This is a genomic window from Escherichia sp. E.sYA108, from assembly GCF_011754335.1.
GTDB classification, from domain to species: Bacteria; Pseudomonadota; Gammaproteobacteria; order Enterobacterales; family Enterobacteriaceae; genus Escherichia; species Escherichia coli.
Window position 1 is genome coordinate 231,522 of sequence record NZ_JAAQVZ010000001.1, and the last position, 18,528, is coordinate 250,049.

Below are 18,528 nucleotides of genomic sequence, written 5' to 3' on the forward strand. Positions count from 1 at the left end.
AAACAGTAATATGTTTATGTAATATTAAGTCAACTATGCAACCACTACATGGTAATTGTCTAATTGCGTACGCAAGACATAAATATATTCTCACCATGGTTAATGGTGAATATCGCTATTTTAATGGCGGTGATCTGGTTTTTGCGGATGCAAGCCAAATTCAAGTGGATAAGTGTGTTGAGAATTTCGTATTAGTTTCAAGAGACACGCTTTCATTATTTCTCCCGATGCTCAAGGAGGAGGCATTAAAACTTCATGTACATAAAAAAGTTCCTTCATTACTCGTTCATCACTGTACCAGAGATATTCCTGTTTTTCAGGAAGTTGCGCAACTATCGCAGAATAAGAATCTTCGCTATGCAGAAATGCTACGTAAAAGGGCATTAATCTTTGCGTTGTTATCTGTTTTTCTTGAGGATACGCAGTTTATACCGTTACTTCTGAACGTGTTGCAACCGAATATGCGAACACGAGTTTGTACGGTCATCAATAATAATATCGCCCATGAGTGGACATTAGCCCGAATTGCTAGCGAATTGTTGATGAGTCCAAGCCTGTTAAAGAAAAAATTGCGCGAAGAAGGTACGTCATATTCACAGTTGCTTACTGAGTGTAGGATGCAGCGTGCTTTACAACTTATTGTTATATATGGGGTTTCAATTAAGCGAGTTGCAGTATCCTGTGGATATCACAGCGTGTCGTATTTCATTTACGTTTTTCGAAATTATTATGGGATGACGCCCACAGAGTATCAGGAGCGATCGGCGCAGGAATTACCGAACTGTGGCTCGGCGGCAAGTATGGCTGCGCAAGGGATTTTTTACGGCACTGACCGTTCTGCGGAAGGAATAAGATTATAGAGTTTTACTCAGACATAAAAAAAACCCGGCATAGGGGACCGGGAAGAGGATAGTCTGCCGTCTCCAGACTAATAAACCGTTATAACACTCCCTGTTGGCACGGGAAACTTTGTGCTCTCAGTAAGTTAAATATAACTTTTACTGGAAATAAGATCAGCCATTTTTTTATAAACATAAGCTATACGCTGTGTGAAAATATAATCGTGTTGCATTTACTTATTATCAATTAACTGTTATGCAAAACTACTTTGTGGATAAAATTTGGTCCTACCAAATATGGCAGTTTTTGCACACAGAAACAGTCTGGCGTCATTTCATTAGTATACTGACATTGAAATAATCGCAGTAATGAAATATAAGGGATAGTCATGGCTCATGTCTGCTCGGTGATCCTCGTTCGTCGTTCATTCGATATTCATCATGAACAGCAAAAAATATCGTTGCATAACGAGAGTATCCTGCTGCTGGATAAAAATTTGGCAGACGATTTTGCGTTTTGTTCACTTGATACGCGACGGCTGGATATCGAAGAGCTGACAGTTTGCCATTACTTACAAAATATTCGTCAGTTGCCACGCAATTTAGGATTGCATAGCAAAGACCGTTTGTTAATTAACCAGTCACCCCCCATACAGCTGGTGACGGCGATTTTTGATAGTTTCAATGACCCCCGGGTCAATTCGCCGATACTGAGCAAAATGCTCTATCTTTCCTGTTTATCAATGTTTTCTCATAAGAAAGAACTGATCCCCTTACTTTTCAATAGTATCAGTACTGTTTCAGGAAAAGTTGAACGCCTTATTAGCTTTGATATCGCTAAACGTTGGTATCTACGCGATATCGCAGAAAGAATGTACACCAGCGAGAGTCTCATCAAAAAAAAGTTGCAGGATGAAAATACCTGTTTCAGTAAAATATTACTCGCCTCCAGGATGTCGATGGCCAGACGATTACTCGAGTTACGTCAAATACCTCTGCATACTATTGCGGAAAAATGTGGCTATAGCAGTACGTCATACTTTATAAATACATTTAGACAATATTATGGTGTAACGCCACATCAGTTTTCGCAACATTCGCCGGGTACCTTTTCCTGACATATTTCGCATTTGAATATTGGTCAGGATCTCACGTCTGCTTCATGTGAAACTCTTTCCTGATGATTTCTGCCGGGCTACCGGCTAGTTCTCTTTCGTAGTTTGCCAGGCGGTATAGGTATTTTCAGGAGGAAAAGACTCGGCATGTTTGGGATTATTAAGCTAACAATTCATACGATTACGGGAATGTGGGTCAGTATTGTGCTGTTCAAATTGATGACGAATGGCTGGAGTGGTTTCTACTTTCAGTGCTGTGTACTAAGCCTGGTATTCCTGACGGTTAGCTGGTTGTTGAGTGGTGAATGGTTAGCAGGAAAGAGTAAGGCTGAACCCTCACGTTCAACCTTACTCTCATTTACACGTTACGCTTTTTTAAAGCGGGCAAAGAGATGTTCCACTACAACGAAAAAGACCGGAACGAAGTAAATTGCCAGCACTGTTGCGGCAAACATCCCGCCCATTACGCCGGTACCTACCGCGTTTTGCGCGCCAGAGCCGGCACCATGACTGATAACCAGCGGCAGCACGCCGAGAATAAAGGCCAGAGAAGTCATCAGGATTGGGCGTAAACGCATACGCGCTGCTTCGATGATTGCCTCTACCGGCGTTTTCCCTTCTTTCTGCATCATCTCAACGGCAAATTCGACAATCAGGATGGCGTTCTTGGCGGAAAGCCCGATGGTGGTCAGCAAACCAACCTGGAAGTAAACGTCATTACTTAAGCCGCGCAGATCGGTGGCCAGTAATGCGCCAACGACGCCTAACGGAACAACCAACATCACCGAGAACGGAATTGACCAGCTTTCATAAAGTGCGGCGAGGGCGAGGAACACCACGACCAGTGAAATGGCATATAGCGCGGGAGCCTGGTTTGAGGATAACGCTTCCTGATACGACAGTCCGGTCCATGAGTAGCCGACGCCTGCCGGAAGTTTTGCGACCAGGTCTGCCATAAATTTCATGGCGTCACCGGTACTTTTCCCGGCAGCCGCTTCACCTAAAATCTCCATTGACGGGATGCCGTTGTAGCGTTCCAGTCGCGGTGAACCATAGGTCCATTCGGTAGACGAATAGGCAGAAAGCGGTGCCATCGTGCCAGAGGCGTTGCGTACATACCATTGGTTGATGTTATCCGGCAACATACGGAACGGCGTGCCTGCCTGGACATACACTTTTTTCACCCGCCCCTGGTTGAGGAAGTCGTTCACGTAGCTGCTGCCGAAGGCGGTGGAAATTGTCTGGTTGATATCAGACAGCGCCACACCCATAGCCTCGGCTTTCGCGGCGTTGACGTTCACTTTGAACATCGGCGTATCTTCCAGGCCGTTCGGGCGTACCCCGATGACCTGATTCGGTGATTGCGCTGCCAGTGATAACAGCTCGTTTCGCGCCTGGGTCAGCTTTTCGTGCCCCAGATTGCCGTTGTCCAGCAGTTCCATATCAAAACCTGACGCGGTACCCAGTTCAGCCACCGCGGGTAAGTTGAACGGGAAGACGACGGCTTTATTGATACTGCTTAGCGCAATCATTGCCCGCTGAATAATCGCGGTAACCGAGTTTTCCTCGCCGACACGTTCAGACCACGGCTTGAGGCTGATAAACGCCAGACCGTTGTTTTGCCCCTGACCACTGAAGCCAAAGCCACCAACGGTAAACACCGACTGAACATTATTTTTCTCTTTTGTCAGATAATAATCCGTCACCTGTTGTAGCACTTTCGTGGTGTTAACCATGGTTGCACCGGAAGGTAACTGCGCGGTGGTCATAAATACCCCCTGATCCTCTTCTGGTAAGAAAGAGGTCGGCGTACGCAGGAACAGCACCGCCATCCCGGCGCAAATCAGCAGGTAGACCACCATGTAGCGACCGGTACAACGCAACAGCGAGCGGGTGCTGTCGGTATAGTGCTGAGTTGATTTTTCAAACAGCGTGTTGAAGCGTGCGAACAGGGCGTTAGGTTTGTGACCGCCCTCCGGCGCGGCTTTCAGAATGGTGGCGCACAGGGCAGGGGTCAGGCTCATTGCTACAAATACTGAAAGCAGCATGGAGGAGATCAGCGTGATGGAGAACTGGCGGTAGATCTCCCCGGTCGCACCGCTCATAAAGGCCATCGGCATAAACACTGCGGAAAGAACAACGGCAATCCCGACCAGCGCACGTTGGATCTGCCCCATCGATTTATGCGTCGCTTCCTTCGGCGGTAGCTTATCTTCCGCAATGACACGCTCGACGTTCTCCACCACCACGATGGCGTCATCCACCAGTAACCCTATCGCCAGCACCATCCCGAACATAGTTAACGTGTTGATGGTGAAACCGACCGCCGACAAGATCGCAAACGTCCCGAGAATAACCACCGGTACGGCAATCGTCGGGATGATTGTGGCGCGGAAATTCTGCAAAAACAGATACATGACCAGGAAGACGAGGATGATAGCCTCAACCAGCGTTTTGAAAACTTCCTGAATAGAAATTTTGATAAACGGTGTGGTGTCGTAAGGATAAACCGTCTTCAGGCTTGCAGGGAAATAAGCCGATAAACGGTTCAGCTCCTCTTTCACCGCTCGCGAGGTATCCAGGGCGTTTGCTCCGGTAGCCAGTTTGATGGCGATCCCGGCAGCAGGTTTGCCGTTATAGCGCGCCACGGTGGAATAATCTTCCGCCCCAAGTTCGACGCGGGCGACATCACGCAGCAGCACTTGCGAACCATCTTGCTGAACTTTCAACAGGATTTTGCCAAATTCTTCCGGCGTTTGCAGACGCGTCTGCACAATGATCGAGGCGTTCAGTTGCTGGTCTGCCGCCTGTGGCATGCCACCCAGTTGACCACCGGAAATCTGGTTGTTTTGCACCTTAATCTGGGAAATAACATCGGAAGGTACCAGGTTATATTTATTGAGTTTTTGCGGGTCCAGCCAGATACGCATGGCGTACTCGGAACCAAAGAGCTGTACGCTACCAACGCCCGCGGTACGGCTTAGCGGGTCTTTGATATTAGACGCTACATAGTCCGCGATATCGTACTGGTTGAGGCTGCCGTTATCAGAAATAAATGCCGCTACCATCAGGATATTACTGCTCGACTTATCGACGCTAATTCCCTGCTGCTGCACCGCTTCAGGTAATGAAGGCATAGCGAGTTGCAGTTTATTTTGCACCTGAACCTGTGCGATATCAGGCGATGTCCCCGTCTCGAAGGTCAGAGTGATGGAGGCATTACCTGCCGCATCGCTGGTTGAAGACATGTACATCAGGCCATCAAGCCCATTCATATTTTGCTCAATCACCTGAGTGACCGAGTCTTCTACCGTTTGCGCATCGGCACCCGGATAGGTTGCGCTGACGGTAATGGTCGGTGGTGCAATCTGCGGATACTGCGCAACCGGTAAGTTCATGATCGCCAGACCGCCTGCAAGCATCATAATAATGGCAAGTACCCAGGCAAAAACCGGGCGATCAATAAAATAGTTAGCCATGAAAGTCCCCTTAAGCCTGCAACGTTATTGTTTCGATTCGGTGCTGGCGTTTTCCTGGCTGGAGGAAATTGCACGTGCTTTGATACCCGGACGAATGCGTTGCAAACCGGAAACGATCACCCGATCGCCAGCCTGCAAGCCAGAGGTGACAACCCACTGGTCGCCGATGGCTTTGCTGGCTTCGATTTCGCGTAGCTGCACGACATCGTCTTTATCCAGAATGAGTGCCGTTGCTTTACCCTGGGCGTTGTGGGTGACGCCTTCCTGCGGCACCAGTAATACATTCTGGCGGCTACCTTCATCCACTAATGCCGTGACATACATGCCAGGCAGCAAGTCACCATTTGGGTTGGGGAAAATCGCCCGTAACGTCACGGAGCCCGTGGTTTCATCCACCGTCGGGTCGGAGAATTTCAGCGTGCCGGTCTGGCCGTAACGTTTACCATTTTCCAGATTGAGCTGTACTGGCGTACTGCCCTGAACCTGTTTGATTTGCCCACTGGCGACCTCTTCTTTCATGCGCAAGAAATCCTGCACCGACTGCGTGAGATCGACATAAATCGGGTCCAGACGTTGTACGGTAACCAGCGAATCTGCCTGATTAGCGGTAACGAGTGCGCCGACGGTCACCGACGATTTCCCGCTGACGCCCGTAATCGGCGAGGTGACATTCGCGTATTGCAGATTGATCGTCGCCTGTTCAACAGCCGCTTTGGCGACGGTGACATTGGCTTCTGCTTCATTCAACTGGGTGCGCGCGGTGTCGTAATCCTGACGGCTAACATAGTTGGTCTTCAGCAACGATGCCTGGCGGTTAAAGGTGATGCGGGCATTGCTGGCGGTAGAGAGCGCTTTCGCCAGCGAACCTTTGGCGGAGTTCAGCTCTGCCTGTAAAGGCGCAGGATCAATCTGATACAGCGAATCGCCCTGGTTCACTTTATCGCCTTCGATAAAGTTGCGTTTAATGATAATACCGCCCACCTGGGGACGTATCTCGGCAACTTCATAAGGAACGGTTCTACCGGGCAATTCGCTCAACACATTGACCGAACCGGGGGAGAGTGTGACGACACCGACCTCAGGCGTCATGGCGGCGGCGTTTTCCGCCGATTTGTCATCGCAGGCGGTGAGCATCGCGCCGCAGAATAACAACGGTATTAACAGTTTTCTTCTTCTGTTCATTTTAGTCCCTGAAAATTCTTGAGAAATAACGGTTCTTTAAATTGCGCGCGAGGAGAGATATGAGGGATTTACAGACCAGCGGCATAGTGGGGTTGTCAGCCAGTAAGATGGGATGCAAGCACAGTGATCGACATGGTGAGGTCAACGACAAAAAAAATGTTGCCGTTCTGCCAACAGTTTCTGCCAGCATTCGGGCAACGAAGGGTTCTACTGGTGGATACACATACCAGGGGAATAAAGTCGTTTTCGTCTCTCCTTCAATAATCACCGGGGGTATTGAAATCAGCATCTGCATCCCTCGTCATGCCAGCCATCAATTTCAGCTGCTTATGTCCTTACTAAAAATAAGATGTGATACCCAGGGTGACGATGTCGCTCATACGTCTTAATTTCAGCTTGTACATAATGTTGAATTTCTGAATCTTTAATGTTTGTTGCGAAATGTTGAGCGTTGACGTGATATTGCTTTCATTTTTGTTTTTCAGAATCAGTTGCATAATTTTGAACTGATTATGTGAAAAACATAATTGTGAATTCTTATGGGGCAAGTGTTTACCATAAGTAATCTCAAGAAGATTTTTGATACTTTCTTTACGGCTGACAAAATAAATAGGCGCTTTAGCTTTTAGTTTACTGATGTGATAAGGTGCCAAAACAATAATTCTCTCGGCATCTAATTTCTCCAGGAATTTAATCGCTTCTTCATCAAGGATATGGTTGTGATAGGTGTCAATGATCACCTTGAAGGGTTTATTGCCTACTTTTTTGATCTCTGACAGGGAATTGATTTTTATCATTTCGTGATTATCTTTCAACTGCCAAAAGCCCTGTAAAAGAAAAGAATCTTTCGTCATGAGAAAAATCATAACTTGCTCCTTAGCCGTTATCGTTTCGAACATGTCATCCTTTTCATTATTTACATCCTTGTCCGAATCGTTGTTCAATATAGTAAACGCCTATAAGAACTTTGCCCTTCGTGAACTAATACGTCTATTAACACTAATCAATACTTCAGATTTATCCATCACGCACTCCATATATTGATCCTAAGTAAGATTCCTGGTTGTTATCAGTTTGTAACCAGTAAACAAAAGGTTAACTTTTGCGGATTACTGCCCAAGAATAAGTTATCAATAACCAGTTTGTGATCTCTGAAGAATATTACTAAAGTTAAAATGTAATCCGATTTAAATATCGAGTCTCCTTGTTTCGACTTAGGCTGGCAATTGGATTGCCAGCTTTCTTTTAACGCATTGAAATTACCTGATTAAATAACTCATTCATGTCTTCAGGTTTTTATATAGCGTCTGGAGACACGGATATTTATGCAATGTAATCAACGCCAGTTGCAAAAAAATGAACCCGGATTACTTATTTAACCGCCCATAGCATCAACGCTTACGGAACTCTTTGTTCACTTTCCCACAGCACTTTTAAAACATTAAACCTGACCACGGAAAATATCAGCCATGATAATGTTTGAAATGGCTAATTTGCCATGGAACGAAAAAAATCAGATTAAATTCAGTAGGTTGAAATAATCAACAGCAGGCAATTGTTTCAATGATAGTGCGTAATTGAACTGAAACACTGTATAGCTAAGAGAGTATTAACTGGATCATAGTCACTTAATGTGACTATGATCCAGGTGGAAATAGGGATAATTATTGCTTTTTAACGAACAAACTGGCGAAGCTGAACAGACTGGCGGCGCTAAATATCAGTTCAATTCCCACCAGTGTGGAAACCAGCGTTACCGACACCATCGGCGTAGCACCAAGGAATATCCAGGCAATGACGATATCCAGCACACCAATAACGAGCTGTAGCCAACTGCCTTTCATTGAACGCTGACGATACCAACTCATCAGGCGAATAACCCCTGCCACACAGAACAAACCGGCAATAAATGCCGCAATGGCAAAAATGCCCAGCTCTGGTGCGCGGATGAAGAAATAGCCGATCAATAAATAGGCGACTGCGACGAGGAAACCGGATAATACCGGCCAGAAATTATGACTGCGGTTGCTGAATAGCCCGACAATAAGCGCAATGCCCGAGCAGATTAATAATGCACCCACTACTGTGCTTAAAATGTCGCCAGAGACGAACGGAAAACTGATACACAGCAACCCGACGATAAACAGCAGCACGGCAATAAACTGGATTGCTCTGCGATGTTTTTTAAGCATCTCCAGATCAAACTTCAAAATTGTTGCCTTATCTATATATAACATAGAACCACCCTATAAAATTAAGAAGAAAATCCCCTGCTATCAATCTATGCCAAAAACGCGTGTAAGAATGCAGTCGATTTAATAAAAATTTCCTAATTACAGTATCTGATGCATCTGTAACTCATTGTATTGAAATAAAAATATCTGATTTTGATATTTTCCATCAACATGACATATACAGAAAACCAGGTTATAACCTCAGTGTCGAAATTGATTCGTGACGGCTCTTTCACTTTATAGTTGAGGATATTACGATGAAAAAAGTATTAGGCGTTATTCTTGGTGGTCTGCTTCTTCTGCCAGTAGTGAGCAATGCAGCGGATGCACAAAAAGCAGCTGATAACAAAAAACCGGTCAACTCCTGGACCTGTGAAGATTTCCTGGCTGTGGACGAATCCTTCCAGCCAACTGCAGTCGGTTTTGCTGAAGCACTGAACAACAAAGATAAACCAGAAGATGCGGTTTTAGATGTTCAGGGTATTGCAACCGTAACCCCAGCTATCGTTCAGGCTTGTACTCAGGATAAAAAAGCCAGCTTTAAAGATAAAGTTAAAGGCGAATGGGACAAAATTAAGAAAGATATGTAATTCCGGGAATGCGTTACATCGTATTTCCTTGCATATTGAACAGGCCGGAATATCTTCTTTAAAAGCAGCTATTCCTCCTGTTTGTATATAATCTCTATATTGAATGGGTTACAAAATGAACATTTCATCTCTCCGTAAAGCGTTTATTTTTATGGGCGCTGTAGCGGCTTTGTCACTGGTGAACGCACAATCTGCGCTGGCAGCCAATGAATCCGCTAAAGATATGACCTGCCAGGAATTTATTGATCTGAATCCAAAAGCAATGACACCAGTTGCGTGGTGGATGCTGCATGAAGAAACAGTATATAAAGGTGGCGATACCGTTACTTTAAATGAAACCGATCTCACTCAAATTCCTAAAGTGATCGAATACTGCAAGAAAAACCCGCAGAAAAATTTGTATACCTTCAAAAATCAAGCATCTAATGACTTGCCGAATTAATAAGGTACAAGTAAAAAGGAGTAGCAAGTTGAGCCATCTTGCTGCTCCTTTTTTCATTTTTATATGACAGCAGAATTTATTATACGACTTATACTTGCGGTAATTGCCTGTGGCGCTATTGGCATGGAAAGGCAAATGCGCGGCAAAGGAGCAGGGTTACGCACACATGTATTAATTGGCATGGGAAGCGCCCTGTTTATGATTGTTTCGAAATATGGTTTTGCTGACGTGCTGTCTTTAGGTCACGTCGGACTGGATCCCAGCCGTATTGCTGCTCAGGTTGTGACGGGCGTCGGGTTTATCGGTGCAGGTAACATTCTCGTTCGTAACCAAAATATTGTAGGTCTGACGACGGCAGCGGATATCTGGGTGACCGCCGCCATTGGTATGGTTATTGGCAGCGGTATGTACGAACTGGGTATTTATGGTTCAGTGATGACCTTGCTGGTGCTGGAAGTCTTCCATCAATTAACCTTCCGCCTGATGAACAAAAATTACCATTTACAGCTGACATTAGTGAACGGTAATACGGTATCAATGCTCGACTGGTTTAAGCAGCAAAAAATAAAAACGGATTTAGTTTCGTTGCAGGAAAATGAAGATCATGAAGTGGTCGCCATTGATATCCAGCTTCATGCCACGACGTCGATAGAAGATCTGTTGCGATTATTAAAAGGTATGGCAGGGGTGAAAGGCGTTTCAATTAGCTAATCTGTATAGTTATTTATTCGCAGGAGTACCAGTGCGGTACTCCTGTTGGTTTTAATGATCGAGGACGATCAGTGGTGAATGGTTGGCAGGATCTTTAAGTACGGTAATATCCGCGCCGTAGAGCATTGTTAGCGCCTGCTGTGTCAATACGTCCTGCGGCTTACCATTTGCGATAACCTTTCCTTTTTGCATTAATACAACACGGTCTGCATAACGCGCGGCAAGATTTAGATCGTGCAATACGCAGCAAACATTGAACTGCCGTTCGTGAACTAACTGGCGTAATAAACGAAACAAGTGCTGCTGATGGTGAATATCCAGCGCCGAAGTTGGTTCATCAAGAAATAACCATTTCGGTGAGGGAGTAGGTTCCCAGAGTTGCACCAGCAGGCGCGCTAATTGCACGCGCTGTTGTTCACCACCGGATAATTGCCGATAGTCGCGGTTTGCTAACGCCTGACAGTCACATAACGCCATTATTTGTGCTGTTTCATTATCCTGATTACCAGTACGATGCGGATGCCGCCCCATCTGGATAACTTCTTGTACGCTGAATGGAAACGCCATGTGGCTATTTTGACGCATCACGGCCCGGTGTTTCGCCAGTTCAGTAATCGACCATTCATTTAATGGCTTATTAAACAACCGACATTCGCCGCTATCAGGTTGAAGATAGCCGGTTAGCTGGCGAAGCAGCGTAGATTTTCCCGCACCATTAGGCCCGAGGATGGCAACAATTTCCCCACCGGGAAAAGTCAGCGAGACATTATCAGTCAGACGCCGCCCCTGAAGGCTATAAACCAGATTCTGGGCGCTGATCATGTGATCCTCCGGTTGCGCAGAATCAACCACATAAAATAAGGGCCACCAAGCAGGCTGGTTAATAATCCCACGGGCATTTCTGCTGGCTGTACCAGCGTGCGGGCAAGCGTGTCTGCCATCAGCAATAAACAGGCTCCGGCGAGGGCGGAACAAGGGATTAGCCAGCGGTGATTTGCCCCGGTAGTCATGCGAATCAGATGCGGGATCACCAGGCCAATAAAGCCGATAATGCCGCTTACCGATACGGCAGCACCAACGAGCAGTGAGCTCACTAACAGTAATTGCTGGCGTTTACGCTTCACGTTCACGCCGAGGTAGTGGGCTTCTTCATCACCGAGCTGCAGTAAATTCAGCGTTCCGGCGAGACAAGTTGTTGCGATAATGGCCGGTAGGATGAATGAACTGGCAACCAATAACGTCGGCCATTGCGCCTGTCCAAGATTGCCCATCATCCACAATGTGAGTTGTCGTAGCTGCTGCTCATCGCCGATATAGCTCAGGATGCCGATCGCTGCGCCGCACAGGGCATTGATGGCGATACCGGCGAGTAATAATTGCATCATGCTGCCATCGCGATGGCGCTGCGTGATGAGAAAAATGATGGTGCAGACCACTAAACTTCCGGCAATGGCAAACACCATTTGCTCATAGAGCACCAGCACCACTGGGAAGGAGAAGGGCAGCACAATAGCAACGCCAACCATTAATGCAGAACCGCTACTGACGCCGAGTAATCCAGGGTCAGCCATTGGGTTGCGAAAAAGCCCCTGCATAATTACCCCGGCGGTTGCCAACGCTGCACCTACCAGCACCGCCAGCAAAACCCGTGGTAGACGAATATTGAGCCAGATATCGCGGTATTCCTCATCAAAAAGGGCATCAAAACTGATCTTTAACGCTCCCTGACTGGCACCAAACAGCACCAGAGCTAGCAATAATAGTGATAGCCCCATAAAGACCCTGGCGGAAGAGAGTGAATCCTTGAGCACGCAAAACTCCGTTACGACATTACGGCGCGGACATGCCGCGCCGGGGGATCACGCCGGTTTCAGGTCCGGTTCAATCAGACTGTAGACCTGCTGGTTAAGTGCTGGCGCATTTGCCAGTTCATGGATATGTGCGGCGACATCAGCACGGTTAATAAAACCATGACACTCCTGATTTTGTATCCGTTGTGCTTTGCCCGTTGCCGCACCATCAAGCAGACCGCCAGGGCGGAGAATGGCATAATCAAGCTGGCTGGTTTGCAACCAGCTTTCCGCCAGCGTTTTTTCCCGTACCGCCTGACCAAACGCAGCCTTTGCCCGCTCTGATAAAAACGGCCAGCTATCGCCGCATCCCAGTGACGTCACCAGAATCATGCGTGTGATGCCTGCTTTCTCGGCCTCGTCAATCACTGTTCTGTGCGCCAGATAATCCTGAGCTCCGCCCATTGTTGAGATGATAAGCGCATCCGGGCCAGCTGCGCGGCAAGCAGCCGCGACTACGCTGGCATCACAGGCGTCGCCTGTAAAAACCTGTACGCCTTGTTGCGCCAGTTTCGTGGCGGCATCGGCATGACGAATGACAGCAACGACCGGACGTTGTTCCGCCAGCGCCAGTTCAAGCGTTCTGGCACCCACACCTTTTCCGCCTGCGCCAAAGAGTAGCCACGGTGTCATCAGGCGTGTTCCTTTAACGATGCTGCCAGAGCATGGAAGGCGCTGACTTGTTCGCTCAGGAGCTGACGATGATCATCCCTACCGAGGAAGATTTTCAGCATTGCGCTGCCTTCCTTATTGAAAAAGAGAATAGAGGCGGTGTCCATGCCCATAAATTTACGTTCGATCAAGGCAATATGCGTGCAGTTTTCTGCTTTGATATGCCCGGACATGCCGTGCTTTCCGCGTAGGTTGAAATAGCCGTGGCGATGGAAACCCGAAGGCAGTTCGCCGCTAAATTCGAGTATTACATCGGTAGTATGTACTAACGTGGTGACGTTGCCCCATTCGCAGACGGTATCCCAGACAGTATCGAATTTATCACCTGACACAACAGTCGGAGAGGGCAGATTTTTCACTACCTCCAGCAGCGTGGTGTTGTATTGTTCGGCGATCGCCTCCAGCGTACCGTCTGGCTCCGTTTTCAAAAATTCCTGTAACGAGACATGGCTCATAAATCACTCCTGTTATGGTTTTTCAAGCGCAATTGCTGGCGCATTAAGTACCTGAATCAGTTCATTAAGAGACTGCAAAATGTTGCTTGCCCAGAAACGACCTTCATTGGTCAACCGCAGACACGTTGACGCATCGCGGCTTAAGCCTTTTTGGTGCCACTGGGCCAGTAACGGCGCGAGTTTTTCGGCATGTGGCGTAAGTTCGTCCAGCGGTACACGCGCCGTTTCAATGCCCGACTGCAAGGTATGACGCCATTGCGCATTACGTTCGGCGTTACGCATGATCATCATCAGCGGTTTTTTGCCTGCCGCGACGGATTCATGCCAGGTCTGAAGATTGCGTTCGTTCATCCAGGAGTACCCATTAATCGAACCGCCGGCTCCGGAACCAAAGGCCAGACAATCGGCACCTTGTTTAATCAGCAGGTTATAGAGATTGCGTTCGCGTGTGGTACGGCCCCAGTGGCTGTTACTGATGCAGCGCCAACCGGCATCGTCCATAAAATCACATCCTTGCAGGTAAAGATCGCGACGTTCTGCCGGAGAGGGCACGGTAGTACGCCCATTTTCCACGGCTTTGCCCAGCGGTGTATTGGGCAGGACATTGAGCGCATAGAGATCGACGCCGTCGAGACCGATATCGCGGGCAATAGCCAGATCTTCTCCCCAGGTTTGCGCATCCTGACCCGGCAGACCAAACAGCAGGTCACAGACCACCGCGGCACGGTCGCGTTTGACCAGGCTTTCCATAAACGCAATAGCGGTTGGGCCATCCGAGGTGCGGGCCATTTTCTTGCGGATTTTGCTGTTAAACGACTGAATACCAATTGAGAAGCGGTTTGCTCCAGCATCAAGGCAAGCATCGATTCGCTCAGCGTCAAAATTCAGTACCCGGCCTTCAATAGTGATTTCACAATCAGGGGCCAGTGGCAGCTTTTCTCGTAATGTGGTGATGATTCTGGCCAAATCGTGTGTTGAAAGCGCGGAAGGCGTACCGCCACCGAAATAGACCGCGTGGATGGGGGCAGACTGATGCAATACGCTGTCTGCTTCCATTTCTATTTCACGAATCAGGGCGTCGGTATAATGAGCACACGCATCGTCATTAAAACGGTTCTGATAAAAACCACAAAACGTGCAGTGTGTCGCACAAAAAGGAATGTGTAGGTAAACCAGTCGCTTACGTGGTGATACCGTTTGATTGATCATCTCTTGCCAGGTCTGTGCCAGTTGCTCTTTGGCAACCGGAATGGCCCCACGAAACGGCATCATGGCGCGCCTGTCTTTAAAGGGCTGATCACCGTCTAAAGCAAAATGTGGCGTGAGATCCAGGGTGTTATTTGTGTTCATTCGTCTGATTTAAATCCATTTATTGCGGCCAAAGCTGCTGGTGTAAAGACTCAACGACATCAGCAATACGCGGACCCATTCCCAGAATCAGGTTTTGATCAACGGTGATAATGCGCTGGTTTTTCCATGCGGCAGTGTGGGTAATTCCGGCAATAGAACGTAGCCGATTAATATCGCCATCGACCATTTGTGAGGTGACGACAATCACTTCAGGGTTAGCCGCAATCAGCGATTCCGCGCTGTAGCTTTTGTACTGCTGGTGGGTAGCGACGTTTTCTGCTCCGGCAAGCGAAAGAATGGCGTCCGCGACGCTGCCTTTACCGGCAACCTGTGGCGCACTTCCGCCTGCGGAGAGAATAAACATGGCTTTAACCGGGGCTTTTTTGGCCGCCACGTTTTGCTGTACTCGCTCCAGGCGTTGGTTGATCTGTGTCACCAGCGCCTCGCCTTGTTCAGGAACCTGTAACGTTTTTGCCAGTTGGCGAATGTTGGCGTACATCTGCTCAAGGGTGGCTGGTACACGCGGCAGAGTGACGACGTTGACTTTTTGCGCCCGCAGTTGGTCGAGCACAATTTGCGGTCCTGCATCCTGCCAGGTAATTACGCTATCCGGGCGAAGTGACAAAATGCCTTCGCTGCTGAGTTGTTTCCAGTAACCAATATGCGGCAGTTTGGCGGTTTCTGGTGGATAAGATGTCGTTTCATCGACACCAACCACGCGTTTGCCAGCGCCCATCGCGTAGATTAACTCCGTCAGCGATCCTCCTGCGACCACGATACGTTCGGCAGCCGTTACGCTAAAAGTCCAGCTAAGAGCCAGTAATGCCGTAAACAATTTTTTTCGTTTTACCATGGTCTTCGCGGCAGAGACCACGGCTGAAATACATAACGTTAGTGGGGAAAAAAGAAACGGCCTGGTGATGATCCTTGGCATAATGTGAGAACTCTTATCAAATTGAGAATGATCATGATTATCATTTGAGTTATATATGAAATACAACCGTCGATTCAATACGCACGGCGTTACAAGCGTATTTATTTTTGATTTTTATCAAGATGCTTCGTCAGCTAATGTTCTTGTTACCGATTAAATTTCAGCGCGGGAAAAAGCTGAGAACCCGGAGATATCGCGGCTTGCAGAGCAAAGAGAAGAGAAAATTATCACTGTTAACGACAACGTTTTGTGATGAGGTTGTGGGGGGATAGCCATAAACACAGGATGGTTTTCTGGATGCTGGATAGATTTCATAACCCCCTGTTTATTGTGTTAATGGCGGTTAAAAAAAGCTTGATCATAAAAAATTGATCGATAATAATTCTCATTATCACGTTTGAGTTTAACAAAATATGACATCATGGATAACAAAATCATATCTTTTGTAAGGGAAAACGCACAGCACTCTTCACTTCAGACGTGGCGTACTACTTTGCCTGACAAAGAGGGCGTGCTTTTGCTGAATTATCAGAAATATTCGGCAATTTTACGGGATATATACGCTAATAGCTTCCCGTGGTGATATCTAATCATTTGAATTGTAAATAAATTTATTTTTCGCCAGCCACCCCGGTATTAACCCAGGCAGCCAGCATTTTTTATTTTCCTCATGGAGAATCGCTATGTCACGTCCGCAATTTACCTCGTTGCGTTTGAGTTTGTTGGCTTTGGCTGTTTCTGCCACCTTGCCAACGTTTGCTTTTGCTACTGAAACCATGACCGTTACGGCAACGGGGAATGCACGTAGTTCCTTCGAAGCGCCTATGATGGTCAGCGTTATCGACACTTCCGCTCCTGAAAATCAAACTGCTACTTCAGCCACTGATTTGCTGCGTCATGTTCCTGGAATTACTCTTGATGGTACCGGACGAACCAACGGTCAGGATGTAAATATGCGTGGCTATGATCATCGCGGCGTGCTGGTTCTTGTCGATGGTGTTCGCCAGGGAACGGATACCGGACACCTGAATGGCACTTTTCTCGATCCGGCGCTGATCAAGCGTGTTGAGATTGTTCGCGGACCTTCAGCATTACTGTATGGCAGTGGCGCGCTGGGTGGAGTGATCTCCTACGATACGGTCGATGCAAAAGATTTATTGCAGGAAGGACAAAGCAGTGGTTTTCGTGTCTTTGGTACTGGCGGCACGGGGGACCATAGCCTGGGATTAGGCGCGAGCGCGTTTGGGCGAACTGAAAATCTGGATGGTATTGTGGCCTGGTCCAGTCGCGATCGGGGTGATTTACGCCAGAGCAATGGTGAAACCGCGCCGAATGACGAGTCCATTAATAACATGCTGGCGAAAGGGACCTGGCAAATTGATTCAGCCCAGTCTCTGAGCGGTTTAGTGCGTTACTACAACAACGACGCGCGTGAACCAAAAAATCCGCAGACCGTTGAAGCTTCTGATAGCAGCAACCCGATGGTCGATCGTTCAACAATTCAACGCGATGCGCAGCTTTCTTATAAACTCGCCCCGCAGGGTAACGACTGGTTAAATGCAGATGCAAAAATTTACTGGTCGGAAGTCCGTATTAATGCGCAAAACACGGGGAGTTCAGGCGAGTATCGTGAACAGATAACAAAAGGAGCAAGGCTGGAGAACCGTTCCACTCTATTTGCCGACAGTTTCGCTTCTCACTTACTGACATATGGCGGTGAGTATTATCGTCAGGAACAACATCCGGGTGGCGCGACGACGGGCTTCCCGCAAGCAAAAATCGATTTTAGCTCTGGCTGGCTACAAGATGAGATCACCTTACGCGATCTGCCGATTACCCTGCTTGGCGGAACCCGCTATGACAGTTATCGCGGTAGCAGCGACGGCTACAAAGATGTTGATGCCGACAAATGGTCATCTCGTGCGGGGATGACTATCAACCCGACCAACTGGCTGATGTTATTTGGCTCATATGCTCAGGCATTCCGCGCCCCGACGATGGGCGAAATGTATAACGATTCTAAACACTTCTCGATTGGTCGCTTCTATACCAACTATTGGGTGCCAAACCCGAACTTACGTCCGGAAACTAACGAAACTCAGGAGTACGGTTTTGGGCTGCGTTTTGATGACCTGATGTTGTCCAATGATGCTCTGGAATTTAAAGCCAGCTACTTTGATACCAAAGCGAAAGATTATATCTCCACGACCGTCGATTTCGCGGCGGCGACAACTATGTCGTATAACGTCCCGAACGCCAAAATCTGGGGCTGGGATGTGATGACGAAATATACCACTGATCTGTTTAGCCTTGATGTGGCCTATAACCGTACCCGCGGCAAAGACACCGATACCGGGGAATATATCTCCAGCATTAACCCGGATACCGTTACCAGTACCCTGAATATTCCGATCGCTCACAGCGGCTTCTCTGTTGGTTGGGTCGGTACGTTTGCCGATCGCTCAACACATATCAGCAGCAGCTACAGCAAACAACCTGGCTATGGTGTGAATGATTTCTACGTCAGTTATCAAGGGCAGCAGGCGCTCAAAGGCATGACCACTACTCTGGTATTGGGCAACGCCTTCGATAAAGAGTACTGGTCGCCGCAAGGCATCCCACAGGATGGTCGTAACGGAAAAATTTTCGTGAGTTATCAATGGTAATCATCTGCC

At 47.7% G+C, this 18,528-nt stretch carries 17 protein-coding genes; 7 read left to right on the forward strand and 10 right to left on the reverse strand.

All coding sequences use genetic code 11. The annotated features are described in order from the left end of the window. The first annotated feature begins 35 nt into the window (after window positions 1-35). Window positions 36-860 (forward strand): acid resistance transcriptional activator GadX, encoded by an 825-nt coding sequence (gene gadX, locus HBM92_RS01040; RefSeq protein WP_001182743.1) that lies wholly within the window; start codon window positions 36-38, stop codon window positions 858-860. Window positions 861-1,228: 368 nt separating this feature from the next. Then, entirely contained in the window at window positions 1,229-1,957 is a 729-nt protein-coding gene (gene gadW, locus HBM92_RS01045) for an acid resistance transcriptional activator GadW (RefSeq protein WP_000951553.1), read from the forward strand. Between the two features lie 362 nt (window positions 1,958-2,319). Here the strand turns inward: gadW and mdtF are convergent, their stop codons facing one another. Both mdtF and mdtE read right to left on the reverse strand, forming a co-directional pair. After that, window positions 2,320-5,433, reverse strand: a complete 3,114-nt coding sequence (gene mdtF, locus HBM92_RS01050; RefSeq protein ID WP_000024904.1) for a multidrug efflux pump RND permease MdtF — start codon at window positions 5,431-5,433, stop codon at window positions 2,320-2,322. A 24-nt stretch (window positions 5,434-5,457) separates the two neighbouring features. Then, complete coding sequence (gene mdtE / locus HBM92_RS01055) at window positions 5,458-6,567, reverse strand: multidrug transporter subunit MdtE (protein ID WP_001304950.1); 1,110 nt, start codon at window positions 6,565-6,567, stop codon at window positions 5,458-5,460. A 107-nt stretch (window positions 6,568-6,674) separates the two neighbouring features. Between mdtE and HBM92_RS01060 the strand changes: the two genes are divergently transcribed. Then, the gene (locus tag HBM92_RS01060; protein WP_001205317.1) at window positions 6,675-7,004 is read left to right on the forward strand and encodes a hypothetical protein; all 330 of its coding nucleotides are present in this window, start codon (window positions 6,675-6,677) and stop codon (window positions 7,002-7,004) included. Here the strand turns inward: HBM92_RS01060 and gadE are convergent. After that, window positions 6,954-7,481 (reverse strand): acid resistance transcriptional activator GadE, encoded by a 528-nt coding sequence (gene gadE, locus HBM92_RS01065; protein WP_000576690.1) that lies wholly within the window; start codon window positions 7,479-7,481, stop codon window positions 6,954-6,956. The genes HBM92_RS01060 and gadE overlap by 51 nt on opposite strands. A gap of 798 nt (window positions 7,482-8,279) precedes the next feature. Further along, a complete protein-coding gene (gene hdeD / locus HBM92_RS01070; RefSeq protein ID WP_000965671.1) occupies window positions 8,280-8,852 on the reverse strand; it encodes an acid-resistance protein HdeD in 573 nt (190 codons plus the stop codon). A 254-nt stretch (window positions 8,853-9,106) separates the two neighbouring features. On the opposite strand from hdeD, the gene hdeA reads away from it, so the two are divergent. From hdeA to HBM92_RS01085, 3 genes are all read left to right on the forward strand, one after another. After that, on the forward strand, window positions 9,107-9,439 hold the full coding sequence (gene hdeA / locus HBM92_RS01075) for an acid-activated periplasmic chaperone HdeA (RefSeq protein WP_000756548.1): 333 nt from the start codon (window positions 9,107-9,109) through the stop codon (window positions 9,437-9,439). Window positions 9,440-9,554: 115 nt separating this feature from the next. After that, a complete protein-coding gene (gene hdeB / locus HBM92_RS01080; protein ID WP_001298717.1) occupies window positions 9,555-9,881 on the forward strand; it encodes an acid-activated periplasmic chaperone HdeB in 327 nt (108 codons plus the stop codon). A gap of 63 nt (window positions 9,882-9,944) precedes the next feature. Next, entirely contained in the window at window positions 9,945-10,592 is a 648-nt protein-coding gene (locus HBM92_RS01085; protein ID WP_000123131.1) for an MgtC/SapB family protein, read from the forward strand. A gap of 51 nt (window positions 10,593-10,643) precedes the next feature. Here HBM92_RS01085 and HBM92_RS01090 read toward each other — a convergent pair whose 3' ends face one another. From HBM92_RS01090 to chuT, 6 genes are read right to left on the reverse strand one after another with little or no spacing between them, the layout of a single operon-like run. Further along, window positions 10,644-11,414 carry a heme ABC transporter ATP-binding protein gene (locus tag HBM92_RS01090; RefSeq protein WP_000622316.1) on the reverse strand — a complete coding sequence of 257 codons (771 nt, stop codon included), beginning with the start codon at window positions 11,412-11,414 and terminating at the stop codon, window positions 10,644-10,646. Further along, window positions 11,411-12,403 (reverse strand): heme ABC transporter permease ShuU/ChuU, encoded by a 993-nt coding sequence (gene shuU / locus HBM92_RS01095; RefSeq protein WP_000910402.1) that lies wholly within the window; start codon window positions 12,401-12,403, stop codon window positions 11,411-11,413. Before shuU ends, HBM92_RS01090 begins: the two co-directional genes overlap by 4 nt. A 48-nt stretch (window positions 12,404-12,451) precedes the next feature. Further along, window positions 12,452-13,075: an anaerobilin reductase gene (gene chuY / locus HBM92_RS01100; protein ID WP_000189356.1), complete on the reverse strand. Its 624-nt coding sequence runs from the start codon at window positions 13,073-13,075 to the stop codon at window positions 12,452-12,454. After that, a complete protein-coding gene (gene hutX, locus HBM92_RS01105; RefSeq protein ID WP_000020034.1) occupies window positions 13,075-13,569 on the reverse strand; it encodes a heme utilization cystosolic carrier protein HutX in 495 nt (164 codons plus the stop codon). The genes chuY and hutX overlap by 1 nt, the downstream gene beginning before the upstream one ends. Before the next feature lie 12 nt (window positions 13,570-13,581). Then, on the reverse strand, window positions 13,582-14,919 hold the full coding sequence (gene hutW / locus HBM92_RS01110) for a heme anaerobic degradation radical SAM methyltransferase ChuW/HutW (RefSeq protein WP_001095623.1): 1,338 nt from the start codon (window positions 14,917-14,919) through the stop codon (window positions 13,582-13,584). Between the two features lie 19 nt (window positions 14,920-14,938). Further along, entirely contained in the window at window positions 14,939-15,853 is a 915-nt protein-coding gene (chuT, locus tag HBM92_RS01115; protein ID WP_001312167.1) for a heme ABC transporter substrate-binding protein ChuT, read from the reverse strand. A 683-nt stretch (window positions 15,854-16,536) separates the two neighbouring features. On the opposite strand from chuT, the gene chuA reads away from it, so the two are divergent. Then, complete coding sequence (chuA, locus tag HBM92_RS01120) at window positions 16,537-18,519, forward strand: TonB-dependent heme/hemoglobin receptor ChuA/ShuA (protein WP_000089583.1); 1,983 nt, start codon at window positions 16,537-16,539, stop codon at window positions 18,517-18,519. The last annotated feature ends 9 nt before the right edge of the window (window positions 18,520-18,528 follow it).

Excerpts from the sequence above, each read along its gene's own strand:
- chuT (WP_001312167.1), bottom strand. The coding sequence starts at position 15,853 with ATGCCAAGGATCATCACCAGGCCGTTTCTTTTTTCCCCACTAACGTTA.
- mdtE (WP_001304950.1), bottom strand. The coding sequence starts at position 6,567 with ATGCTCACCGCCTGCGATGACAAATCGGCGGAAAACGCCGCCGCCATG.
- HBM92_RS01085 (WP_000123131.1), top strand. The coding sequence starts at position 9,945 with ATGACAGCAGAATTTATTATACGACTTATACTTGCGGTAATTGCCTGT.
- hdeD (WP_000965671.1), bottom strand. The coding sequence starts at position 8,852 with ATGTTATATATAGATAAGGCAACAATTTTGAAGTTTGATCTGGAGATG.
- HBM92_RS01090 (WP_000622316.1), bottom strand. The coding sequence starts at position 11,414 with ATGATCAGCGCCCAGAATCTGGTTTATAGCCTTCAGGGGCGGCGTCTG.
- hdeB (WP_001298717.1), top strand. The coding sequence starts at position 9,555 with ATGAACATTTCATCTCTCCGTAAAGCGTTTATTTTTATGGGCGCTGTA.
- chuA (WP_000089583.1), top strand. The coding sequence starts at position 16,537 with ATGTCACGTCCGCAATTTACCTCGTTGCGTTTGAGTTTGTTGGCTTTG.
- gadW (WP_000951553.1), top strand. The coding sequence starts at position 1,229 with ATGGCTCATGTCTGCTCGGTGATCCTCGTTCGTCGTTCATTCGATATT.
- mdtF (WP_000024904.1), bottom strand. The coding sequence starts at position 5,433 with ATGGCTAACTATTTTATTGATCGCCCGGTTTTTGCCTGGGTACTTGCC.
- gadX (WP_001182743.1), top strand. The coding sequence starts at position 36 with ATGCAACCACTACATGGTAATTGTCTAATTGCGTACGCAAGACATAAA.
- hutX (WP_000020034.1), bottom strand. The coding sequence starts at position 13,569 with ATGAGCCATGTCTCGTTACAGGAATTTTTGAAAACGGAGCCAGACGGT.
- hutW (WP_001095623.1), bottom strand. The coding sequence starts at position 14,919 with ATGAACACAAATAACACCCTGGATCTCACGCCACATTTTGCTTTAGAC.
- gadE (WP_000576690.1), bottom strand. The coding sequence starts at position 7,481 with ATGATTTTTCTCATGACGAAAGATTCTTTTCTTTTACAGGGCTTTTGG.
- chuY (WP_000189356.1), bottom strand. The coding sequence starts at position 13,075 with ATGACACCGTGGCTACTCTTTGGCGCAGGCGGAAAAGGTGTGGGTGCC.
- HBM92_RS01060 (WP_001205317.1), top strand. The coding sequence starts at position 6,675 with ATGAGGGATTTACAGACCAGCGGCATAGTGGGGTTGTCAGCCAGTAAG.
- hdeA (WP_000756548.1), top strand. The coding sequence starts at position 9,107 with ATGAAAAAAGTATTAGGCGTTATTCTTGGTGGTCTGCTTCTTCTGCCA.